The organism is Pseudomonas sp. CAN1 (assembly GCF_030462585.1).
In the GTDB taxonomy this organism is placed as follows: domain Bacteria; phylum Pseudomonadota; class Gammaproteobacteria; order Pseudomonadales; family Pseudomonadaceae; genus Pseudomonas.
On sequence record NZ_JASMRU010000012.1, the window covers coordinates 118,990 to 138,575 of the forward strand.

The window sequence follows — 19,586 nt, forward strand, 5'->3', positions numbered from 1 at the left end:
CATGCACAATGTCCTGGCGCCCGGCGTGGCGGTCTCGCTCGGCGAGCTGATCGAGATCCGTCACCGCCTCAACGAAGTCCAGCTGTTCTCCACGCCCTCGCGGCGCAGCCCGCTCATCGGCCTGCACCACTCGCGCCTGCGCGGCCGTGGCGTGGACTTCGACCAGGTGCGCGTGTACCAGGCCGGCGACGACGTACGCACCATCGACTGGCGCGTCACCGCACGCACCCAGGAACCGCACACCAAGATGTTCCATGAGGAGCGCGAACGCCCGGTGTTCGTCCTCGTCGAGCAGAGCTCGCGGCTGTTCTTCGGCTCCGGGCTGTGCTTCAAGTCCGTGCTTGCGGCCCGCGCCGCCGCCTTCGTCGGCTGGGCCGCGCTGGCGCACAACGATCGCATCGGCGGGCTGGTGTTCACCGACAGCGAATGCCACGAGATCAAGCCGCGGCGCAGCAAGCAGAGCCTGCTGCAGCTGTTCAACCTGATCGTGCGCGCCAACAACGCGCTGCTCGCCGGTTCCAACCTCGGCCTCAGCGGCGACGGCTTCGGCATGGCCCTGCGCCGCGCCCGCGAAGTGCTGCGCCCCGGCAGCCTGATCATGGTGATGTGCGACGAGCGCGCCCTCGGCGAGGTGGCCGAGCAGCAGCTGTCCCTGCTGGCGCGGCACACCGACCTGGTGCTGCTGCCGGTATCCGACCCGCTCGACCACGCCCTGCCCGCCGCCGGCCTGCTGAGGTTCGCCGAAGGCCAGGCGCAGCTGGAACTGGACACCCATATCGACGAACAGCGCCTGGCCTACCGCGCCCTCGGCGAGGCCCGCCGCGAACGCTGGCAGCGCCTGGCCATGCGCCTGGGCGTGCCGCTGCTGCCGCTGACCACCCAGGAAGAACTGGTGGAGCAGTTGCGCAACCTGCTGGAACAGCACCAGCCGGGATACGCGAAATGAATCCCCTCGACCAGCTGGAACCGCTGATCGAACCCGCCGCCGTGCCCTGGTGGCCGCCGGCGCCGGGCTGGTGGCTGCTTGCCGCGCTGGTGCCGCTGATGCTCTGGGCGCTGTGGCGCCAACGCCAGCGCTGGCTGCCCAAGCGCAAGGTGCGGATAGTCCGGGAAACGCCGATGGACCCACTGCGCGAAGCCGCGCTGGAAGAACTCAAGCGCCTGCCGCGCCCCTACGACCGCGCCCCCGCCGGCCCCTGGCTGCAGGCGCTCAACGGCCTGCTCAAGCGCCTGTCGCGGGCGCGCTGGCCGGATAGCCACAGCCATACCCTGAGCGGCCGCGCCTGGCTGGCCTTCCTCGACACCCGCTGTCCGGCCGCCGGCCTGACCCGCTGGATGATCCTGGTGGAAGGCGGCTACCGCGCCGAGTGCAAACTTGACGACAAGGCCATCGACGGCCTCGCCGCCGCCGTGGAAACCTGGGTGCGCAAGCATGTTTGAGTTCGCCTGGGCCTGGGTCTTCCTGCTCGCCCCGCTGCCCTGGGTGATGCGCTTCATCCTGCCGCCGGCCGACAACGGCGAGGCGGCGCTCAAGGTCAGCTTCCTCAAGGAACTCGAAGGCCTCGCCGGCCGCCGCGCCCGAGCACGCCTGCCGGCCTGGCGCCAGCAGGCGCCCTTCGCCCTGCTCTGGCTCTGCCTGCTGCTGGCCGCCGCGCGCCCGCAGTGGGTCGGCGAGCCACTGCCGATCCCGGCCACCGGCCGAGACTTGCTGCTGGCGGTGGATGTCTCCGGCTCCATGGATTACACCGACATGACCTGGGACGGCGCCGAGATCAGCCGCCTGCACCTGGTACAGAAGCTGTTCGGTGACTTCATCGAAGGCCGCCGGGGCGACCGCGTCGGGCTGATCCTGTTCGGCACCCGCGCCTATCTGCAGGCGCCGCTGACCTTCGACCGTCACACCGTACGCGTCTGGCTCGACGAAGCGCTGATCGGTATCGCCGGCAAGGACACTGCCCTGGGCGACGCCATTGGCCTGGCGGTCAAGCGCCTGCGCCAGCGCCCGGCGCAGAGCCGCGTGCTGGTGCTGATCACCGACGGCGCCAACACCGCCGGGGAGATTTCCCCGCAGACCGCCGCGCGGCTGGCCGCCGAGGAGCACGTCAAGGTCTACACCATCGGCATCGGCGCCGACCCGAAACAGGGTGGCGTGGTCGGTCTGTTCGGCCTCAACCCGGGGCTGGACCTGGATGAGCCGGAGCTCAAGGCCATCGCCGAGACCACCGGCGGCGAATACTTCCGCGCGCGCAACGGCGAGGAGCTGCAGCGCATCTCCGACAGCCTCGACCAGCTGGAGCCGGTGGAGCAGAAGCCGACCCAGGCGCGCCCGGCCATCGCGCTGTACCGCTGGCCACTGTTGCTGGCGTTGCTGATCAGCGCGGCACTGGTGATCAACACCCTGTGGCCCCCGGAAGAGTGGCGCTGGCCGGCGTGGATAACGCGCCTGCAGAAGGAGCGTCGGCCATGACCGGCATCTGGCCGCATGTGCTGCACCCGTTGTGGCTGATCCTGCTGCTGCCGCTCGGCTGGCTGCTGTGGAAGCTCTGGCACCGCGAGCGCCGTGCCGGCCGCTGGCAACTGCTGCTGCCGCCGGCCTTCCATCCCTGGTTGCTGGCCGGCGGTGGCGGACGCCACGAGCGCCGGCCGTGGATCTTCCTCGGCATCGCCTGGCTGCTGGCCGTGCTCGCCCTGCTCGGTCCCAGTTGGGAGCAGGTGGAACAGCCAACCCTGGAGCGCAGCGACCCGCTGGTGGTGGTGCTGGAACTCACCCCGCAGATGCTCGCTACCGACCTCAAGCCGACGCGCCTGGAACAGGCCCGGCGCAAGCTGCTCGACCTGCTGCAGGCACGCAGCGACGCGCAGACCGCCATCGTCGTCTACGCCGGCAGCGCCCACACGCTGGTGCCGCTGTCCAATGATCTGGCCACCGCACGCAATCTCATCGACGCTCTGAAGCCGTCGATCATGCCCGAGCCCGGCCAACGCGCCGACCTCGCCGTCGCCCAGGCACGCCGCCTGCTGGAGAATGGCGCCGAGGGCAACGGCCGCATTCTGCTGATCACCAGCGCGCTGGACGCCCGCGAGCGCCAGGGCATCCGCCAGGCGCTCAAGGGCAAGGGCAAGGACCTGCTGCTGCTCGCCGTCGGCACCCCCGGCGGCGCACCCATCGCCCAGGAAGACGGCACCTTCCTCAAGGACGACCAGGGCAACATCCTCGTGCCGCGCCTCGACGAAGGTTCGCTGCGGGCTTTCGCCACCGACATGAACGGCCGCCTGCAGCGCCTGCGCGCCAACAGCAGCGACCTGCGCAACCTCGGCCTGCTCGACAGCACCCAGGGCCTGCAAGTCAGCGAAGAGGACGCCCTGTTGCGCCTGCAACGCTGGGCCGACCAGGGCTACTGGCTGCTGTTGCCGCTGCTCCTGCTGGCCGCCTGCGCCGGCCGCCGCGGCTGGCTGTTCAGCCTGCCACTGCTGTTGCCGCTGCTGTGGGCGCCACCGCAGGATGCCAACGCCTTCGAACTGAACGACCTCTGGCTGCGCCCCGACCAGCAGGGCCAGCGCCTGCTCGACGCCGGGCACCCCGCCGAAGCGGCCGAGCGCTTCGACGACTTCCGCTGGAAGGGCCTGGCGCTCTACCGCGCCGGTGACTACGTCGACGCCGCCCAGGCCTTCGCTCAGGGCGACGAGGCCGCCGACCACTACAACCGCGGCAACGCCCTGGCCCGGCAGAACGAGCTGGAAGCCGCCATCGACGCCTACGACCAGGCGCTGGAGCGTAATCCCGAGCTGGTCGCCGCGCAGCGCAACAAGGCGCTGCTCGAAGACCTGCTGCGCCAGCGCAAGGACAACCCGAGCGGCAACGGCGAGGCGCAGCCGCCCCAGGAAAACCAGGACCCGGCGCAGAGCAGCGACCCGCAGGCCGCCAAGCCGCAGGACCAGCAGCACGACGAAGAGCACTCCAGCGAACGCGACTCGCAACCGGCCCCGGCGGCGAAGAATCCATCCCAGGAAGCCGACAAGCCGTCCGCCAGCAGTTCGCTCAGCCCACCGACCGAACGCGAAGCCGGGCAGGAACAGGAAACCAACCCGGAGGATGCCGGTCCACTGGGAGACGAGCGCCGTCAGGCCCTGGAACAGTGGCTGCGGCAGATTCCCGACGATCCGTCCGAGCTGTTGCGCCGCAAGTTCTGGTATCAGCAACAGCAGCAGCGCCAGGAACCGACCCCATGAAAAGGCTGATCTGCCTGACCCTGCTCTGCCTCGCCGCCTTCCGCGCCGAGGCCAGCCTCACCGCCAGCGTCGACCGCGCGCGCCTGACCCAGGGCGAGAGCGTCGAGCTGACGCTGGAGTCCGACGACCCGACGCTGTTCGGCAAGCCCGACCTCAAGCCGCTGGACGAGCACTTCGTGGTGCTCGGCACGCGCCAGGTCAACCGCCTGACCACCCTCAACGGCAAGTCCCAGGCCACCACCCGCTGGATCATCACCCTGCAGCCGCGCGACGAAGGCCAGGTGGACATCCCGCCGATCCACCTGGGCGGCAACGCCAGCGAACCGATCAGCCTGGAAGTGCTCAAGGCCGAGGAAAGCACCGATGGGCAGAAGCTCGCCCCGGTGTTCATCGATGCCAGCGTCGACCGCGAAGAAACCTGGGTGCAGTCCCAGGTGATCCTCACCCTGCGTATCAATCACTCGGTATCGCTGTACGACGACAGCAGCCTGTCGCCGCTGCAGATGAACGACGCCCGCGTCGAGCAACTGGGCGCGCCGCGCACCTACGAGAAGGACATCAACGGCGTTCGCCACGGGGTGATCGAGGTGCGCTACGCGATCTTCCCGCAGAAGAGCGGCACCCTGGAAATCCCCGGCCAGACCTTCAACGCCACCCAGGTTGCCCAGAGCCGCAACAACGACTACAACCCCTTCGGTCCGCAGCCAGGCAAGCAGATTCGCGTGGTGTCGCCGAGCATCCCGCTGCAGGTCGACGCGAAACCCGCCGACTACCCCAAGGATGCGCCCTGGCTACCGGCGAGCGCGCTGAGCATCAGCGAAACCTGGAGCCCGCAGCCCGAAGAAGCCAAGGCCGGCGAAGCGCTGACGCGCAACATCATGCTGCGCGTCGAAGGGCTTTCCAGCGCCCAGCTTCCGCCCTTGCCGATCACCCTGCCCGAAGGCCTGCGCCACTACCCCGACCAGCCGCAGCTGGCCAACGAGAGTGGCGACCAGGGCCTGATCGGCAGCCGCGAGGAACGCGAAGCGCTGATCGCCGACAAGGCCGGGCAGCTCGAACTGCCGCCGGTGGAAATCGTCTGGTGGAACACCCGCACCAGCCGTGTCGAACGCACCAGCCTGCCGGCGCGCACCCTACAGGTTGCGGCCAACCCGCAACTCGACGAACACACGGATACCCCGCCTGCACCGACGCAGGCCGACTCGACCGATAGTGCCCTGCTCTGGCCCTGGCAACTCGCCTGCGCGCTGCTCAGCCTGACCACCCTGCTCGGCTTCGGCCTCTGGTGGCGCGCGCGCAGCCAGCCGGCGGTGATCCGTGTGGCCCAGGCCGGGCCGAGCACCCGCACACTGCTCGACGAGCTGCGCCGCGCCTGCCAGGCCAACGACTCCCACGCCACCCGCCAGGCGCTGGACGCCTGGGCGCGCCAGCAACCGGAAACCCTGGCTGATATGGCGGCGCGCTTCGTGCCGCTGTCCGATGCGCTGGATGGCCTCAACGGCGCGCTCTACAGCGACAGCGAGGGCGGCCGCAACTGGCAGGGCGAAGACCTCTGGCGCGCCATCCGTACCCTCCCCGGCGCTGACCCGGATGCGCCGCCGGCCCCGGAAGCCAGCAGCCTGCCGCCGCTCTATCCACGCTGACAGCTATGCTGGAGGCATCCCCGCCAGAGGTGCCTCCATGCGTCTTCACCGGCTGATTCCGGCGATCGTCGCCAGCCTGTTGCTTTCCCCCCTGTTGCACGTCGCCCCGGTGGCAGCCGCCGATATCCTGCCGCCAACACAACCGTTGCAGGGGCCGGGCGGCTCGAACTACGCCCACGCCGATGTGCGCCAGTGGCACTTCGACGTCGAGGGCGACGAATACTGGGTCTTCACCCCGGACCGCCCCGCTCCCGCCAGCGCTCCGCTGATCGTCTTCACCCACGGCTGGAGCGTGATGCAGCCCGACCTCTACCGCGCCTGGATCGAACATATCGTCCGCCGCGGCGCGATCCTCATCTACCCGCGCTACCAGGCGACGCTGAAGACCCCGGCGGCCGACTTTCTGCCCAACGCCGCCGACTCGGTGCGCCGCGCCATCGCCGACCTGCAGGCGGGCAAGCTGGGGGTGAAACCGGAACTGGACCACGTAGCCTACGCCGGCCACTCCGCCGGCGGGCTGATCGCCAGCGGGCTGGCGGCCTCCTGGCAGCGGTTGGGCATCCCGCAACCGCGCGCGCTGATGGCCGTGGAGCCGGGCAAGAGCAGCGGCCCGCGCTGGCGCCAGGTGCCGCTGGAACCGCTGGCGAACATCCCCGCCGGCACCCTGCTGCTGGCGGTCTGCGGCGACGAGGACGAACGCGTGGCCTGTGACGACGCCCGACGCATCTACAGCGAAAGCACCCAGGTTGCCCCGCGCGACAAGGACCTGCTCCTGCTGCGCAGCGACCGCCACGGCAGCCCGGCGCTACTGGCTAACCACGCCGCGCCCACCGCCCCGCGCTTCGACCCGCGCTATCCACCCAGCGACTCCACCAACTGGCTACTCAACCGCGTGCAGGAACGGGTGAAGCAGCGCCTCAAGCAGGGCCAGGCTTCGGCGCACAACGCCCTGGCCACCGACGCCATGGACTGGTACGGCCCGTGGAAACTGTTCGATGCGCTGTGCGACGCCGCCTTCTACGGCCAAGACCGCGACTACGCCCTGGGCGGCGGCCCGGCACAGCTGTCCATGGGGCGCTGGAGCGATGGGACGCCGGTGAAGGCGATTCAGCGGTTGTCCCAATCCGCCCCCTGATGGTTCGGGCGCCTGGCGGGTTCGCGAGCAAGCTCGCTCCTACGAAGAGCCCAACCAATCCGGTTTTGACTTTGGCTTTGGCTCAAAGAGATTTCCAGAGAAATCTCCGCACGCGCCGACTGCCCCGTTCAGGAGGCCTCGTTGAAGCGGAGTTTCAGGGGTTGAGCGACATGGATGTCGCGAGAGCCGCGATGGGCCAGGGATGGCCCTTCGCGGCGTGCCCCTGAAACTTCGTTTCAACGAGGGTATTTTTCGCCTAAGCGAAAAACCGGATGTCCGGGGCAAGCCTTTTGGTTACTTTTCGGCGTTTGGAAAAGTAACTCGCCCGAGGGGGCGAAACAGGAAGTTCGTGCGCACGCCTAAGCGACGCAGGAACACCCAACAAGAAGCAAAAGCATCGCGGAGAAGCTCCGCTCCTACAAAAGTCCCAACATCGGAGCCAGCCAGCAAGGTCCAGAACTGAATCAGCTACTGCTGCTCTCCATCACCGCCCCCTTGAACACATCATCCAGCGGCACCTGATATCCGATAGCCAGCCGATTGGTCTCATTGGCCATCGCCACCACCGCCATCAACTCGCCCAGCATGGCGTCATCCATCCCCGCCTTGCGCGCCGCCGCGCCGTGGGAACCGATGCAGTAATTGCAGTTGTTGGTCACGCTCACCGCGACGTAGATCAACTCCTTCACCAGCGGATCGAGCTGCCCCGGCCCCATCACTTCCTTGAGGCTCTCCCAGGTGCGCTTGAGCGTCTGCGGATGGTTGGCCAGAGCCTTCCAGAAGTTGTTCACCCAGTCGATCCTGCGGGTCACCATGATGTCGTCGTAGACGGCACGGACTTCGGGGCTGGCGTCGGCGTATTCGATGAGCTGGAAGGACATGGAGACTCCTTACGAAATGGAATAAGAAAAGCAGAATTCAGAATTGGATGACCGGTCGAGCGATGGAGAAAGATAAGGCGCTTTCTCCCATCCCCGTCAAGGAATCAGACCCCATGCAACGCCTTCCCGCCCTGCTCTTCGCCGCCGCCCTGCTGCCTGCCGCGAGCCAGGCCGCCCAGCCCGGCCTGTGGGACACCTACGCCAGCCTCAAGCAGCACACCTTCGTCGACCTGACTCACTCGTTCGACAGCAACACCCCACACTGGAAAGGCTTCGAGCCCATGGGCCGCAAGACCCTCTACACCGTGGACAAGGACGGCTTCCAGGTGGAGCTGTACAGCCACGTCGGCCAATGGGGCACCCACGTCGACCCGCCGGTGCACTTCCACAAGGGCCTGCGCAGCGTCGATCAGCTGGATGTGAAGGAGCAGTTCCTGCCGCTGGTGGTGTTCGATATCCATGAGCAGGTGGCGAAGAACCCCGACTACGTGCTGAGCCTGGCCGACGTGAAGGCCTGGGAAGCCAAGCACGGCCCGGTGCCGGAGGGCTCCTTTGCGGCGCTGCGCACCGACTGGGCCAAGCGCTGGCCAGACCAGGCGAAGATGCAGAACCAGGACGCCAAGGGCGTGGCGCGCTACCCGGGCTGGAGCAAGGAAGCGCTGGTGTACCTCTACGAGACGCGCAAGATCACCGCCTCCGGCCATGAGACCACCGACACCGATCCGGGTATCGCCACCAGCAAGGACGACTATTCGCTGGAGTCGTACATCCTCGGTACCAACCACTACCAGATCGAGCTGCTCGCCAACCTCGACAAGGTGCCCGAGGCCGGCGCGCTGGCGGTGGTGAGTTTCCCGAAGATTGCCGAAGGCACCGGCTTCCCGGCGCGGGTGTTTGCCATCCTGCCGTGAGTCACCGCAGGCCGGAGTGAAGTGAAACCGATCGCGGACAAAGTCCGCTCCTACGCGGCATGAACGTGCGTAGGAGCGGACTCCGTCCGCGATAGCTGCCCGGCGGCTCGGAACCCGACCCAAAGAGCATAAAAAAACGCGGCCCGTGGGCCGCGTTTTTCATTACCAGAGCGTCGATCAGTGAACCAGGATCGAAGCCTTCTTCTGACGCACCTTCTCCGGGTTGATCAGGAAGCGCGCCAGCGCCGGCAGCAGCCAGAGGGCGCCGAACATGTTCCAGAGGAGCATGAAGGTCAGCATCAGGCCCATGTCGGCCTGGAACTTGATCGCCGAGAAGATCCAGGTGGCGACGCCGATGGCCAGGCACAGACCGGTGAACAGCACCGCTTTACCGGTGGACTTCAGGGTCTCGTAGTAGGCCTCCTGCAGGGACAGGCCCTGGCGCAGGAAGGACTCCAGGCGGGTGTAGATGTAGATGCCATAGTCCACGCCGATACCCACGCCCAGCGCGATCACCGGCAGGGTCGCGACCTTCACGCCGATGCCCAGGGTCGCCATCAGCGCGTTGCCCAGCACCGAGGTGAGGATCAGCGGCAGCACGATGCACAGGGTCGCGGCGAAGGAACGGAAGGTGATCAGGCACATCAGCGCAACGCAGATGTACACCAGGATCAGGATGGTCAGTTCCGAGTGCTTGATCACGTCGTTGGTGGCGGCCTCGATACCGGCGTTACCGGCGGCGAGCTTGAACTTCAGGTCGTCCTTCTCGTTGGCCTTGGCGAAGTCCTGCACGACGGCCACGGCGCGGTCGAGGGTCTCGGCCTTGTGGTCGTTGAGGAACACCAGCAGGGGCGCCAGCGAGCAGTTGCTGTTGAACAGGCCTTCGGCGCGGCTGATGGAGTTGTTCAGCACGTCCTGGTTGCGCGACAGCGACTCCCACTTCAGGTTGCCTTCGTTCATGCCCTTGATCATCTGCTTGGAGACGGTGACCAGGGAGATGGCCGACTGCACGCCCTGGGTGTTCTCCAGGCGCCAGGCCAGCTCATCGATGGCAGACAGGGTCTTGTGGGTGGAGCAGCCTTCAGCCTGGGACGCCACCATCACCACCAGCACGTCGGAGCTGGTCGAGTAGTTGCGGATGATGAAGTCGTTGTCCAGGTTGTAGCGCGAGTCCGGACGCAGCTCCGGCGCACCCTGATCGAGGTCGCCGATCTTCAGGTGATGGCCCTGCCACATGCCGCCGGCGAACATCGCCAGGGCGATGACCACGGAGATCGGCGCCACCGACGGGCTGGCGAAGTTGGACAGCGCGCGCCAGAAGGGATGGTCGCGCACGGCGTCTTCCTTGCTGCGCTGCACCGCCTTCTTGCTGATGCCGATGTAGGAGATGGCGACCGGCAGCAGGATCAGGTTGGTGAACACGATCACCGCCACGCCGATGGACGCGCCGATGGCCAGTTCGCGGATCACGCCGATGTCGATCACCAGCAGGGTGATGAAGCCGACGGCGTCCGCGAGGATCGCGATCATGCCCGGCAGGAACAGCTGGCGGAAGGTCCGGCGGGCGGCCAGCAGCGGGGTTTCCGCGTCACTGGACTGCAGGGCGATACCGTTGATCTTCTGCACGCCGTGGGAAATACCGATGGCGAAGATCAGGAACGGCACCAGCATCGAGTACGGGTCCAGCCCGAAGCCGATCAGGTGCAGGATGCCCAGCTGCCAGATCACCGCCACCAGGGTGGTGGACAGCACGGCGATGGTCGAGCGCACGCACTTGGTGAACCACAGCAGCAGCACCAGGGTGATGACGAAGCAGATGCCGAAGAAGCCGACCACCATCAGCAGGCCATCGATCAGGTCACCGACCTTCTTGGCGAAGCCGGTGATGTGCACCTTCACATTGGGGTTCTGCAGCTGGTACTTGTCGCGGATCTTCTCTTCCAGTTCATGGGAGAACTGGCGGTAGTCCAGCTTCATCAGCTTGCCCTGGTCCTTCGGGTCCGGGTAGACCTCCAGCAGCGGCACGTCGACGATGCTCGACTTGAAGTTGTTGGCGACCAGGCGGCCGATCTGGCCGGACTTGAGCACGTTGTTGCGCAGCAGGTCCAGGGCCTTGGCGGAACCGTCGTAGGTCTGCGGGATCACCTCGCCACCGGCGAAGCCTTCCTCGGTCACCTCGGTCCAGCGCACACTCGGGCTCCACAGCGACTTCATGCCGGAGCGATCGACGCCGGGGATGTAGAACACCTCGTCATGGATCTGCCGCAGCGTCTCCATGTATTCCTTGGTGAAGATGTCGCCATTCACCGCTTCCACCGAGATGCGCACGGTGTTGCCGAGGTTGGCCAGGTCGTTGCGGTGCTCCAGCATGTTCTGGATGAACGGGTGCTGCAGCGGAATCATCTTCTCGAAGCTGGTGGACGGACGCACTTGCGTGGCCGACCAGGCGAGGAAGAGGGTCACCAGCAGGCACGTGATGATCACGAAGGGCCGGTGGGTAAAGATGATGCGTTCCAGGAAAGTCGCCTTGTCCTGTTGATGCTTGTTCAGAGCGTTCATTGCGGCTCCCCGGCTTATTGTTGTTCTGTCAGCTCGGCGCCGGTCGCCGAAGCCAGGTGGATACCGCCCTGGCCGACGAGGACCAGGTTGCCATTGCCGGCCGCGCTCACGCCCGCGAGGGAGAGACGGTCCGGAYGGTTGACGACCTTGAAGCTGACGCCGTCGTCCTTGCTCTCCAGCACGCTGCCGCCGTGGCCGACGACGACGATGGTGCCGTCATCCAGCAGGCTGCCTTCGGAAAGGCCGAACTCCAGCTCGCCGCCGTTGGCGGTGGGCAGGCTGACCTGCTGCCAGGTGTCGCCGAAATCAGTCGAGCGGAACAGGTGGCCGCGCAGGCCGTAGGCCAGGACGGTGCCGACCTGACGGGTGCCGGTGGCGCCGAACAGCGAACCTTCGTAAGGGCCCTGGAGTTTTTCCCAGGTCTGGCCCCAGTCCTTGGAGCGGAACATGCTGCCCGCCTCGCCGACCACGAACAGGCCGGAATCCTTCACCGCGGTGATGGCGTTGAGGTGGTACTGGTCTTCGTTGTCCAGGCGGTCGCTGACGTCTTCCCAGTGCTGGCCACCGTCGGTGGTTTCCAGCAGGGCACCGTAGGCGCCCACGGCCACGCCGTGGTTCTCGTCCTGGAACCAGATGTCCAGCAGCGGCGCTTCGCGCTTGAGGTCCTCGAACTGGCGCACCCAGGTGGTGCCGCCATCGGTGGTGGCCAGGACCTGGGCATCATGGCCGACGGCCCAGCCCTTCTTGTCGCCGACGAAGAACACCGAGGTCAGCAACTGGCGGGTTGGCACGTTGGCCTGGGTCCAGTTCTTGCCATCGTCGTCGGAGTAGAGGATGTGCCCGTGATCACCCACGGCCACCAGGCGCTTGCCGGCATGGGCAACGCTGAGCAGCAGGCTGTTGGCCGCCTTGGCGGACATGATCGAGTTGGAATCACCGGCGGCGTCCGCAGCGGCAACAGCGTGCAGCGGAGCCAGGGACATCATCAGGAAGGAAAACGCGCCGAGCAGGGAAATCGACTTGCGCGACATCGGGAAGGAGCTTCGCACTCCCGATACGGACTGCTCGCTCGAAGTGCGCCACAGGGGCTCACGCATATGCCTTTACCTCTTTTTCTTATGCAGGCGGTATGTAGTTTGGAGCTATATAGCCAGCCTTTTCCGGGGCTGACAATTAACGGCACGTTATCTTTTGTTAAGCCCCGAGCGCCTCACTCGAAAGGATGAGTGCAATCTGCCACCTCAGCCGAAAGGTGCGTGGCTGGCGGCTTGCAGCGGGTGAAGAGGTAACACTTTTCGCGTCTGCCAGAGCGCATCCGACAAGATTTTCGACCGCCAATGAAGAAGCCCGCCGAAGCACGGATTCTTTTCGTAGGAGCGAGCTTGCTCGCGAACAACCCAGCCGAACGCTCCGCAACTGAGCGGGTTCGCGAGCAAGGGCCAGGCTCCCCCCTCGGTCCTGCAGGATTACTGGCGACCAATAAAAAAGCCCCGCCGAGGCGGGGCTTCTTCATTCAGGCAGCTAACTCAGCGAGTGCCGCGGCGACGCAGGGCAGACGGGCTGAAGTAGGAGTCGTCCGGTACCGCCTGGCTGAAGTCGATGGTGCTCGGCTCTTCGTTGTCCAGGTTCTGTACGTGGTAGCGACGGGCCTGGAGGTCGTGGAAGGTATCCAGCGCAGTCCAGGTGGTGGGCAGCTCGTAGTAGTTCTTCAGGTAGGCCAGCGAGACGCGCCACAGTTCGCCACGACCGTCGTACTGGTCGACCTCGGCGGCGCCCCAGCTGTCCTCGTCGAGGAACAGCACGCGCTTGGAATAGATGTGGCGCGAGCCCGGCTTCAGGGTGCCCTCGACGACCCACACGCGATGCAGTTCGTAGCGGGTGTATTTCGGGTTCAGGTGGTTGGGGGTCAGCAGATCCTTGTACTTAACCTCAGGGCTGGAAACCTTGTAGTTGTTGTACGGGATGTACATTTCCTTCTTGCCGATCAGCTTCCAGTCGTAGCGATCCGGCGAGCCGTTGTACATGTCGGTGTCGTCGGCGGTACGCAGGCCGTCGGCAGCGGCGATTGGGGTGTCGTAGGCCAGGTTCGGCGCACGGCGCACACGGCGCTGGCCGGCGTTGTAGCCCCAGGCCTGACGCGGTTCCTTCACCTGGTCGAGGGTCTCGTGCACCAGTGCCGCACCACCAGCCAGGCGAGCCGGGCTCTTGGTGAAGGACAGGTAGTAGAACAGCAGGTTGTTCAGGTTGGAGAAGCTATTGCCCTGGATGTAGTACTTGAACAGGGCTTCCTGCTGCGAGGTCACCAGCGAGTAGTCGCCGTTGCGCTGCACCGCCACTTCCGAGGCGCGCCGCACGATGTAGGTGCCACGGTAGCGGGCGATGTGGTTCCACACCGCTTCCACGCCGCTCTGCGGGATCGGGAACGGCACGCCGCCGATAGCATCGACGAAACCGTTGCCGCCCTCGGCCAGCTTGGCGCTGGTGGCGTTCTTGAAGGTGTTGTCATACACCCACTGCGGTGCCGAACCGCTGCGGCGGCTCGGGTACACCGGCATCTGGAAGGTATCCGGGTAGGTGGCGAACAGCGCCAGGGTACCCGGGGTCAGGTTGGCCTTGTACTGGTCCAGGTTCGCCTTGGTGATGGTGTACAGCGGCTTGTCGGCAGCGAACGGATCAATGTGGTGCTGACCCGGCTTGTAGCCGGCCGGCGCCTGGGTAATGCCACCGGTCCAGGCCGGGATGGTACCGGCGGCGTTGCCGGCCTTTTCCGCGCCCATCGGGGTCAGGGTCGACTGCAGCTTGGCCGCGTCCTGCGGGGAAACCGCCGCCAGGGCACTGCCGGCGGACAGGGCCAGGGCCACTGCGGCGCCGACCAGGGTACGCATGTTGCGCATGTTGCTTCTCCGTGAGGTGTGCGCGGCGGGTACTTCTGAACCCCGCCGCGCGGCTTTCGTAGGATCTGTTTTCGTTAGAACGAGTACTTGACGTTGAAGCCGACGTTGTCGCGGTCGCGTGCGGCGTTGTTCTGCCCGGCGCCGTAGAACTCGGTGTACTGCAGCTCGGCTTCCAGGGCGTTCAGGTAGGTGGCCTTGACGCCCAGGGTGTAGGCCTTGCGGCCTTCGATGAAGTTGCCGGTCTGGTAGGAGTTGCCTTCGAAGTCGTCCTTGTAGACGGCGTACGGCGAGATGTTCACGCCGGCGAACACGTCGTTCCAGGTACCCGAGAGCAGCAGGGTGTAGCCGTAGGCATTCTTGTTCACCTGGTCATCGCGGTCGTAGCCGGAGATGTAGGCGCCGTTGCCACGGCCGGAGTAGTAGCGGGTGCTGCCGTCGTAGGCGGTGTACTGCAGGTCGCTGCCGCGCAGGTGCTCGGAGGCTAGTTCCGCCACGCCCATCAGCGAGTCGAAGGACAGCGACGGGCCGAAGTTGTAGATGGTGCCCAGCGAGGTGTTGAAGGCTTCGACACGCTCGTAGTTGTGGATCTGGTCGGTGATCGCCACCTGGCCGCCACCGATGTTCACGGTCTGGCCGCTGGCCAGTTGCGGCGCCTGGCCGAGCAGGTCGCCAAGCAGGTCGTTGGTGGTGGCAATGCCGATCGGCAGGTTCGGGCGGTAGGCCAGCTCACCGAACACCGAGGCGTCGCCGACGGTGGTGTTGAAGCTGAAGCCGTACATGCGGATGTTCTCGACGTACTCGCGGCGAGCGTTGACCTGGTTGGCCACGTCTACGGCGGCGGCGCCATTGACCAGGCCCAGCACCTGACCGGCCAGGGCGTTGCCGCTGCCGGCTGCGGCGACCAGTTGGTCGTACGAGGAGAAGCCACCGACGCCGGCCAGTTGGTCGATGTCCAGACCGGCATAGCTGCTGTTCAGGTCGGCGTAGATGGTCGGCTCTTTCGAGTGGTAGTTGACGAAGTAGAAGCCGAACTCGGTGGAGTTCAGTTCTTCGGCAATGTAGTGGAAGGCCACGCCGAACTGACCGTCGTTCTTCGCGTTGATGTCCTTGCCGACGTTGGCGACCTTGAACACGCCGTTGGAGTCCAGGTAGTTGGTGCCCTGCAGGCCACCGACGTGAGCGCCGGAGAGTTGCGGGTAGAGGCTCTGGAACAGCGGGTTGGAGAGCGCGCCCACGGTGGTGTAGGCGGTGTTGCCGCCATCGGCGAACAGGTCGGTCTCGGAGAAGAAGGTGCCAACCGGGTCGATGCGGGTTTCCTTCCAGTTCCACTGGTAGAAGGTATCCATCGACAGGTTGTCGGTCAGGCCGACGTTGAAGCTGACGGCTTCCACCGGCATCAGCACTTCTTTCAGCTCGGAGCCGGGCAGGCGGAACTTGGCGGCGTCCACCGGGTTGGTGGTGTTGACGCCACCGCGGTAGAAGATGCCCTCGCCCCAGTTGAACACCTGGCGGCCCAGGCGCGCGCTCAGCGGGTGATCGGCCACATCCCAGTTGCCATAGACGTAGGCATCGAGGATCTCGGCGCGGTTGCCGGCGGCGTCGCGGGTCTCGCTGGTGAAGCGATCGTTGTAGGGGTAGGTCTGGCTGGGCTGCTGCGGCTTGTTGTGGTCCAGGTAGTCGTTGCGCTTGTCCATGATCTGGGTGTCATAGAAAGCCGAGCCGCGGACGAACAGGCCGTAGTTCTTGTAGGTCGCTTCCAGGTCGGAAGTGATCTTGTACACCTCGGAAACCAGGCCGGTGCTGAAGTTGCGGTTGCCGTCGTTGCCGTTGATGTCGTTGTTGGTCTTGTCCTGACCCTGTACGCGCCACAGAGCGCCATAGGAAACGGTGCTGTCCAGCGAGCCGGTCACCTCGTTGTCGAGGAAGCTGAACTCGACGGCGGTTGCCGGGGCGGACATCAGCAGCGGCAGGATGCCTGCCAGGGCGAAGCCCGCACGAGCAGGCGCATAACGCAAGATGGACTTGCGAACTGGGATTTCCATTAGGACTCACTCCATGGACTGATCATTCTTTGGCGGCGGCGCCAGTGCAGGGCGGATCGCCTTTTCAGCCGTTATTCCACGGCCTTGTTGTCGTCGATCTGAAGGAAACTCCCCCAAGGTGCTCGACATGCCTCCCGCCCCATCGGACGGGCAAAGGCTAAGCGGGGTCCGGCGGTGCAACCCCAGTGCCAAGAGCACCGATGTATCCGGTTCTGCTTACAAAAAATAAAAATAAAGTCCGCTACTTTTTGTGACTGGTCATTCACTGATCAATTCAGGTGGCCGATTGCGCCATTCACTGCCACTCATGGCGCAATCCGCCCCTGAAGGCGCGACGCAGACACATCGGCGTTTTTCGCTCAATAGCCCAAAGCGATAAGCGAGACGTCAGTCAATTTCGATAGGTAACAAAAAGGTGTTACCAACAAAAGTTGGTAACACCTTTTCGAAAGTGGCGGGCGCCCCTGGAACGGGGCGCGGCGGGTGTGTTACGCGAGGCTCTTGCTGACCACTTCGTATACATCGCTGGACAGCTCGCCGGACGCCAGGATGCGTTCCAGCTCGGCCTTCATCAGCGCCTGGCGCGCCGGCGCGTACTTGCGCCAGCGGGTCAGTGGCGTCAGCAGGCGCGAGGCGATCTGCGGGTTCAGCGCGTTGAGGGTGATGATCTGGTCGGCGAGGAAGCGGTAGCCGGCGCCGTCCGCGCGGTGGAAGTTGACCGCGTTCTGGTTGGCGAAGGCGCCGATCAGCGCGCGGATCTTGTTCGGGTTCTTCAGGGTGAAGGCCCCATGGCCCATCAGCGCCTGCACACGCTCCAGCCCACCCGGCAAGGTGCAGCCGGCCTGGACGCTGAACCACTGGTCCATCACCAGCGGGTCTTCCTTGAAGTAGTCGGCGAACATCGCCAGCGCTTCGGCCTTCTCGGTCTCGAATGAGGAGTTGACCAGCACGGCCAGCGCGGTCAGGCGCTCGGTCATGTTGTCGCAATCCTTGTACTGCTCCTGGCAGGCGGCGAGCACTTCGGCCTTGCTGCTCTGCATCAGATAGGACAGCGCAATGTTCTGCAGGCTGCGACGGGCGATGTGCGAAGCCTCGGCCACGTAGGCAGTCTCGCGGGACTGCTTGCGGTTGGCCTGGTAACGCTCCCACAGCGGCTCATGCAGCGCCGCGCCGATCTGCTGGCGGGCGAAGTCGCGGGCGGCGTGGATGGCCTCGACATCAGCCACTTCGCTGATCTCGGTGAGGTACGCCTCGCTGGGCAGCGAGAGCATCTCGGCGACCATGGCCTGGTCCAGCCCGGTGTCCAGCAGCAGAGTGCGGAAGGCGGTGATCAGGCGCTGGTCAAGCACCAGCTTCTCGCCGCGCTGATGCTGGCCGATCAGTTCCTGCAGGACCTGCACGGACAGCTGCTGGCCGGCTTCCCAGCGATTAAAACCGTCCTCGTCGTGCTGCATGAGGAACATCAGTTGGTCGCGGTCGTAGGGGAAGCTCAGCTTCACCGGCGCGGAGAAACCCCGCAGCAGCGACGGCAGCGGCTTCTCGGCCAGGCCGACGAAGGTGAAGGACTGCTCGGCGTCGGTCACCTGCAGCACGCGGTCGCTGCCGTGGCCATGCTCCTCGCCTTGCAGACGCAGCGGCAGGGCGTTGCCCAGCTTGTCGATCAGGCCCATCTGCACCGGGATGACGAAGGGCAGTTTCTCGCTCTGCCCCGGCGTCGCCGGGCAGCTCTGGCGGAAGGTCAGGGTGTAGCTCTGCGCGGCGGCGTCGAAGCTTTCCTCGACCGCCAGGCGCGGGGTGCCCGCCTGGCTGTACCAGCGCTTGAATTGGGTGAGGTCGACGCCATTGGCGTCTTCCATGGCCTTGACGAAGTCGTCGCAGGTCACGGCCTGGCCGTCATGGCGCTCGAAGTACAGGTCGGTGCCCTTGCGGAAGCCGTCGGCGCCCAGCAGGGTGTGGATCATCCGCACCACTTCCGAGCCCTTCTCGTAGACGGTCAGGGTGTAGAAGTTGGAAATCTCGATGAACGAATCCGGGCGCACCGGGTGCGCCATCGGACCGGCGTCCTCGGCGAACTGGTTGGTGCGCAGGAAGGCCACGTCCTCGACGCGTTTGACGGTGCGCGAGTTCATGTCGGCGGAGAACTCACTGTCGCGGAACACGGTGAAGCCTTCCTTGAGCGACAGCTGGAACCAGTCGCGGCAGGTCACGCGGTTACCGGACCAGTTGTGGAAGTACTCGTGGGCGACCACGCCTTCGACGCGCTGGTGCGCCGCATCGGTGGCGGTCTCGGCCTTGGCCAGCACGCAACTGGAGTTGAAGATGTTGAGGCCCTTGTTCTCCATGGCGCCCATGTTGAAGTCGTTGACCGCGACGATCATGAAGATGTCCAGGTCGTACTCGCGGCCGTAGACCTTCTCGTCCCAGCGCATGGAGTTCTTCAGGCTGTCCATGGCGTGCTGGACCTTGTCGATGTTCTCCGGCTCGACATAGATGCGCAGGGTGACGTCGCGCTCGCTCATGGTGGTGAACTGGTCTTCCACGCACCAGAGGTCACCGGCGACCAGGGCGAAGAGGTAGGCCGGCTTCTTGAACGGGTCCTGCCAGGTCGCCCAGTGGCGGCCGCCCTCCTCCGAACCGCTGGCCACCGGGTTGCCGTTGGACAGGAGCACCGGGTACTGGTGCTGCTCGGCCGACAGCGTGGTGGTGAAGCTGCTCATCACGTCCGGACGGTCGAGGTAGTAGGTGATCTTGCGGAAGCCCTCGGCCTCGCACTGGGTGCAGAACATCTTGCCGGACTTGTACAGGCCTTCCAGCGCGGTGTTGCTTTCCGGGTGGATGCGCACGGTGCTGTCGACGGTGAAGGTCTTCGCCGTCGGCTGCAGGGTCAGGTGGTTGTCGTCGAGCTGGTACTGGCCGGCCGCCAGAGCCTGGTCATCCAGCGCCACCGACAGCAGCTCCAGCTGCTGGCCGTCGAGCACCAGCGGCGGCAGGCCGTCGCCACGCTCCGGGTTGCGGCGCATCACCAGCTGGGCGTGGACCAGGGTGTGGTCCTCGTACAGTTCGAAGGTCAGGTTGGTCTCGTCGATCAGGTACTCGGGCGCCTGATAATCCTTGAGGTGGATGACTTTCGGTTGCTCGGTACGCATGGCTTCTGGCCCCTTGGAAAGCGGCAGGCGGGATGGGCCGGCCGGAGGAATACTGACTCTAGCGATTGAGAACGGCGCGGGCGAGTCGGGAACGCATCTATCCCTAGATGCGTCTCTCTCTAGATGTGAGCTACGCGCCGAAAAT

The 19,586-nt window shown here is 65.6% G+C and carries 13 protein-coding genes; 7 read left to right on the top strand and 6 right to left on the bottom strand.

Annotated features, from left to right (window positions below):
- The first annotated feature begins 1 nt into the window (after position 1).
- From QO207_RS17405 to QO207_RS17430, 6 genes are read left to right on the top strand one after another with little or no spacing between them, the layout of a single operon-like run.
- Entirely contained in the window at positions 2 to 946 is a 945-nt protein-coding gene (locus QO207_RS17405; RefSeq protein ID WP_301533580.1) for a DUF58 domain-containing protein, read from the top strand.
- Positions 943 to 1,440, top strand: coding sequence for a DUF4381 domain-containing protein (locus tag QO207_RS17410; RefSeq protein WP_301533581.1), 498 nt, complete (start codon positions 943 to 945; stop codon positions 1,438 to 1,440). Before QO207_RS17405 ends, QO207_RS17410 begins: the two co-directional genes overlap by 4 nt.
- The gene (locus tag QO207_RS17415) at positions 1,433 to 2,467 is read left to right on the top strand and encodes a VWA domain-containing protein (RefSeq protein WP_301533582.1); all 1,035 of its coding nucleotides are present in this window, start codon (positions 1,433 to 1,435) and stop codon (positions 2,465 to 2,467) included. The genes QO207_RS17410 and QO207_RS17415 overlap by 8 nt, the downstream gene beginning before the upstream one ends.
- A complete protein-coding gene (locus tag QO207_RS17420; protein ID WP_301533583.1) occupies positions 2,464 to 4,230 on the top strand; it encodes a VWA domain-containing protein in 1,767 nt (588 codons plus the stop codon). Before QO207_RS17415 ends, QO207_RS17420 begins: the two co-directional genes overlap by 4 nt.
- The gene (locus QO207_RS17425) at positions 4,227 to 5,873 is read left to right on the top strand and encodes a BatD family protein (RefSeq protein ID WP_301533584.1); all 1,647 of its coding nucleotides are present in this window, start codon (positions 4,227 to 4,229) and stop codon (positions 5,871 to 5,873) included. The genes QO207_RS17420 and QO207_RS17425 overlap by 4 nt, the downstream gene beginning before the upstream one ends.
- Positions 5,874 to 5,910: 37 nt before the next feature.
- Complete coding sequence (locus QO207_RS17430) at positions 5,911 to 7,008, top strand: alpha/beta hydrolase fold domain-containing protein (RefSeq protein ID WP_301533585.1); 1,098 nt, start codon at positions 5,911 to 5,913, stop codon at positions 7,006 to 7,008.
- Positions 7,009 to 7,472: 464 nt separating this feature from the next.
- Here QO207_RS17430 and QO207_RS17435 read toward each other — a convergent pair whose 3' ends face one another.
- Complete coding sequence (locus QO207_RS17435; RefSeq protein ID WP_301533586.1) at positions 7,473 to 7,889, bottom strand: carboxymuconolactone decarboxylase family protein; 417 nt, start codon at positions 7,887 to 7,889, stop codon at positions 7,473 to 7,475.
- 113 nt (positions 7,890 to 8,002) lie between these two features.
- Here QO207_RS17435 and QO207_RS17440 point away from each other — a divergent pair, with 113 nt between their 5' ends.
- Positions 8,003 to 8,800, top strand: coding sequence for a cyclase family protein (locus QO207_RS17440; RefSeq protein WP_301533587.1), 798 nt, complete (start codon positions 8,003 to 8,005; stop codon positions 8,798 to 8,800).
- A gap of 177 nt (positions 8,801 to 8,977) precedes the next feature.
- On the opposite strand, the gene QO207_RS17445 is transcribed toward QO207_RS17440, so the two are convergent.
- The 5 genes from QO207_RS17445 to pepN form a co-directional block, all read right to left on the bottom strand.
- Positions 8,978 to 11,359 (bottom strand): RND family transporter, encoded by a 2,382-nt coding sequence (locus tag QO207_RS17445; RefSeq protein ID WP_301533588.1) that lies wholly within the window; start codon positions 11,357 to 11,359, stop codon positions 8,978 to 8,980.
- Positions 11,360 to 11,373: 14 nt separating this feature from the next.
- A complete protein-coding gene (locus QO207_RS17450; protein WP_301533589.1) occupies positions 11,374 to 12,456 on the bottom strand; it encodes a YCF48-related protein in 1,083 nt (360 codons plus the stop codon).
- A 429-nt stretch (positions 12,457 to 12,885) separates the two neighbouring features.
- A complete protein-coding gene (locus tag QO207_RS17455) occupies positions 12,886 to 14,253 on the bottom strand; it encodes a DUF1329 domain-containing protein (protein ID WP_301533590.1) in 1,368 nt (455 codons plus the stop codon).
- Between the two features lie 74 nt (positions 14,254 to 14,327).
- Positions 14,328 to 16,295 carry a DUF1302 domain-containing protein gene (locus QO207_RS17460; RefSeq protein ID WP_301533591.1) on the bottom strand — a complete coding sequence of 656 codons (1,968 nt, stop codon included), beginning with the start codon at positions 16,293 to 16,295 and terminating at the stop codon, positions 14,328 to 14,330.
- A gap of 488 nt (positions 16,296 to 16,783) precedes the next feature.
- Complete coding sequence (pepN, locus tag QO207_RS17465) at positions 16,784 to 19,441, bottom strand: aminopeptidase N (protein ID WP_301533592.1); 2,658 nt, start codon at positions 19,439 to 19,441, stop codon at positions 16,784 to 16,786.
- Between the last annotated feature and the right edge of the window lie 145 nt (positions 19,442 to 19,586).

What these genes read in the sequence shown, in the direction of transcription:
- QO207_RS17405 (WP_301533580.1), top strand. Translation starts at nt 2, where the DNA reads ATGCACAATGTCCTGGCGCCCGGCGTGGCGGTCTCGCTCGGCGAGCTG.
- QO207_RS17410 (WP_301533581.1), top strand. Translation starts at nt 943, where the DNA reads ATGAATCCCCTCGACCAGCTGGAACCGCTGATCGAACCCGCCGCCGTG.
- QO207_RS17415 (WP_301533582.1), top strand. Translation starts at nt 1,433, where the DNA reads ATGTTTGAGTTCGCCTGGGCCTGGGTCTTCCTGCTCGCCCCGCTGCCC.
- QO207_RS17420 (WP_301533583.1), top strand. Translation starts at nt 2,464, where the DNA reads ATGACCGGCATCTGGCCGCATGTGCTGCACCCGTTGTGGCTGATCCTG.
- QO207_RS17425 (WP_301533584.1), top strand. Translation starts at nt 4,227, where the DNA reads ATGAAAAGGCTGATCTGCCTGACCCTGCTCTGCCTCGCCGCCTTCCGC.
- QO207_RS17430 (WP_301533585.1), top strand. Translation starts at nt 5,911, where the DNA reads ATGCGTCTTCACCGGCTGATTCCGGCGATCGTCGCCAGCCTGTTGCTT.
- QO207_RS17435 (WP_301533586.1), bottom strand. Translation starts at nt 7,889, where the DNA reads ATGTCCTTCCAGCTCATCGAATACGCCGACGCCAGCCCCGAAGTCCGT.
- QO207_RS17440 (WP_301533587.1), top strand. Translation starts at nt 8,003, where the DNA reads ATGCAACGCCTTCCCGCCCTGCTCTTCGCCGCCGCCCTGCTGCCTGCC.
- QO207_RS17445 (WP_301533588.1), bottom strand. Translation starts at nt 11,359, where the DNA reads ATGAACGCTCTGAACAAGCATCAACAGGACAAGGCGACTTTCCTGGAA.
- QO207_RS17455 (WP_301533590.1), bottom strand. Translation starts at nt 14,253, where the DNA reads ATGCGCAACATGCGTACCCTGGTCGGCGCCGCAGTGGCCCTGGCCCTG.
- QO207_RS17460 (WP_301533591.1), bottom strand. Translation starts at nt 16,295, where the DNA reads ATGGAAATCCCAGTTCGCAAGTCCATCTTGCGTTATGCGCCTGCTCGT.
- pepN (WP_301533592.1), bottom strand. Translation starts at nt 19,441, where the DNA reads ATGCGTACCGAGCAACCGAAAGTCATCCACCTCAAGGATTATCAGGCG.